Annotated in this window: 2 rRNA genes; both read left to right on the top strand. The window is 51.0% G+C overall.

Annotated elements, in window-relative coordinates:
• The first annotated feature begins 72 nt into the window (after positions 1–72).
• A 23S ribosomal RNA gene (locus QVH07_RS17630) occupies positions 73–2,947 on the top strand.
• Positions 2,948–3,020: 73 nt separating this feature from the next.
• Positions 3,021–3,132: ribosomal RNA gene (rrf, locus tag QVH07_RS17635) — 5S ribosomal RNA — on the top strand.
• Positions 3,133–3,136: the final 4 nt, after the last annotated feature.

Here is a 3,136-nt window from a genome sequence, read left to right on the forward strand (position 1 = left end):
TAAGTTCATTGACATGTTGATAGTAAGAATTGTAACAGAGGCTGGTATGCTTGAGTATACCGGCAGAAGTAAGAGTAAGTGAATAAGGGCGCACGGGGGATGCCTAGGCTCTCAGAGGCGAAGAAGGACGTGATAAGCTGCGAAAAGCTACGGGGATTGGCCAATGCGAGTTGATCCGTAGATATCCGAATGGGGCAACCCAGTCTTAGGACTATCCCGATGTAAATCGGGAAGCGAACGCAGGGAACTGAAACATCTAAGTACCTGTAGGAGGAGAAAATAACAATGATTCCGTAAGTAGTGGCGAGCGAACGCGGAAGAGCCCAAACCAGTTATGTTACGGCATAATTGGGGTTGTAGGACCTGCATAATTTTGATCAATCTGACGAGAACTGTCTGGGAAGGCAGACCATAGGGGGTGATAGTCCCGTATTGGCAGGATTGAGAAGGAGGCGGGTATCCTGAGTAGGTCGGGACCGGAGAAATCCCGATTGAATTTGCCGGCACCATCCGGTAAGGCTAAATACTCCTGAGAGACCGATAGTGAACAAGTACCGTGAGGGAAAGGTGAAAAGTACCGTGAATAACGGGGTGAAATAGAACCTGAAACCGTGCGCTTACAAGCGGTCGGAGCGGAGCGATTCCGTGACGGCGTGCCTTTTGCATAATGAGCCTACGAGTTACACCTCATCAGCGAGGGTAAGGCATTCAGTGCTGTACCCGGAGCGAAAGCGAGTCTGAAAGGGCGATTGAGTTGGTGGGGGTAGACGCGAAACTTAGTGATCTACCCATGGCCAGGTTGAAGTGTTGGTAACACAACATGGAGGACCGAACCGATAAGCGTTGAAAAGCTTCCGGATGAGCTGTGGGTAGGGGTGAAAGGCTAATCAAACTGAGAAATAGCTCGTACTCCCCGAAATGTTTTTAGGAACAGCGTCGGGAATTGTATGATGGAGGTAGAGCTACCGATAGGACTAGGGGGAGTCAAATCCTACCAAATCCTGACGAACTCCGAATGCCATCATATAGAACCGGCAGTGAGGGCAAGGGTGCTAAGGTCCTTGTCCGAGAGGGAAAGAACCCAGACCTTCCGCTAAGGTCCCCAAATCTAGATTAAGTTGAACAAAGGTGGTCCAGTTGCAGAGACAGCCAGGAGGTTAGCTTGGAAGCAGCTATTCCTTTAAAGAGTGCGTAACAGCTCACTGGTCGAGCGACAGGGCGTCGATAATAATCGGGCATCAAATCTAGTACCGAAGCGAAGGATTGCACGCAAGTGCGATGGTAGGGGAGCATTCCAACGGCAGAGAAGGCACATGGTAATGTGTGTTGGAGCTTTTGGAAAAGCAAATGTAGGCATAAGTAACGATAATGCGGGCGAGAAACCCGCACACCGCAAGACCAAGGTTTCCTGATCAACGCTAATCGGATCAGGGTTAGTCGGGACCTAAGGCGAACCCGAGAGGGGTAGTCGATGGACGATGGGTTAATATTCCCATACTATTTATACAGGTGAAGGAGTGACGGAGTGATGAAAGATCCGCCCGGTGACGGAATACCGGGTTAAAGGTAGTAGGTATTGGACTGGTAGTTAAATGCGCCGGTTTAGCCGAAGCTGATAGTACTGAGCGTCTACGGACAATCAGATAGTGATCCTAAGGGCTTCCAAGAAAAACTTCTAGCGTTAAGCGTATAGATACCCGTACCGCAAACCGACACAGGTGGTCGAGGAGAGTATCCTAAGGTGCTCGAGTGAATCATGGCTAAGGAACTAGGCAAAATGGCCCTGTAACTTCGGGAGAAGGGGCGCCCCCGATATTCGGGGGCCGCAGTGAAGAGGCCCAGGCGACTGTTTAACAAAAACACATGGCTTTGCGAAGTTTAACGACTAAGTATAAGGCCTGACACCTGCCCGGTGCTGGAAGGTTAAGAGGGGATGTTAGCGCAAGCGACGCATTGAATCGAAGCCCCAGTAAACGGCGGCCGTAACTATAACGGTCCTAAGGTAGCGAAATTCCTTGTCGGGTAAGTTCCGACCTGCACGAATGGTGTAACGATCTGGGCACTGTCTCAGCCATGAGCTCGGTGAAATTGTAGTCGCGGTGAAGATGCCGCGTACCCGCAACGGGACGGAAAGACCCCATGCACCTTTACTGCAACTTAACATTGGTACTGGGTAAATGATGTGTAGGATAGGTGGGAGACAGAGAAGCGGGTCCGCCAGGATCTGTGGAGTCGTTGTTGAAATACCACCCTTTATTTACTTGGTATCTAATCCCTTAAAGGGAGACATTGTTTGGTGGGTAGTTTGACTGGGGTGGTCGCCTCCAAAAGGATAACGGAGGCTTCCAAAGGTTCCCTCAGTACGCTTGGTAACCGTACGAGGAGTGCAATAGCATAAGGGAGCTTGACTGTAAGGCCGACAAGCCGAGCAGGGTGGAAACACGGGTATAGTGATCCGGCGGTTTTGAATGGAAGAGCCGTCGCTCAAAGGATAAAAGGTACGCTGGGGATAACAGGCTGATCTCCCCCAAGAGCTCATATCGACGGGGAGGTTTGGCACCTCGATGTCGGCTCGTCACATCCTGGGGCTGGAGAAGGTCCCAAGGGTTGGGCTGTTCGCCCATTAAAGTGGCACGCGAGCTGGGTTCAGAACGTCGTGAGACAGTTCGGTCCCTATCTGTTGCGGGCGTGGGAAGTTTGCGAGGACCTGACCTTAGTACGAGAGGACCGGGTTGGACTGACCGCTGGTGTACCGGTTGTGATGCCAATTGCATTGCCGGGTAGCTACGTCGGGAAGAGATAAGCGCTGAAAGCATCTAAGTGCGAAACTCCCCTCAAGATGAGACTTCCATATAGGGCCCTCAGAGAAGATGAGGTTGATAGGCTGCAGGTGTAAAGGCAGTGATGTCATAGCTGAGCAGTACTAATTGCCCGAAAGCTTACCTACAGTTTGTTACAATTCTTACTTAAACATGTTGATACTTAAAGATATTAGCTACAGGTAACTGTAGTCTTACAAGTTAGGCGGCCTAGCGCAGGGGTCCCACCTCTTCCCATCCCGAACAGAGAAGTTAAGCCCTGCAGCGCCGATGGTACTGGGGTTACACCCGGGAGAGTAGGTCGCCGCCACTTTATT

It is taken from the genome of Algoriphagus sediminis (genome assembly GCF_030403435.1).
In the GTDB taxonomy this organism is placed as follows: domain Bacteria; phylum Bacteroidota; class Bacteroidia; order Cytophagales; family Cyclobacteriaceae; genus Algoriphagus; species Algoriphagus sediminis.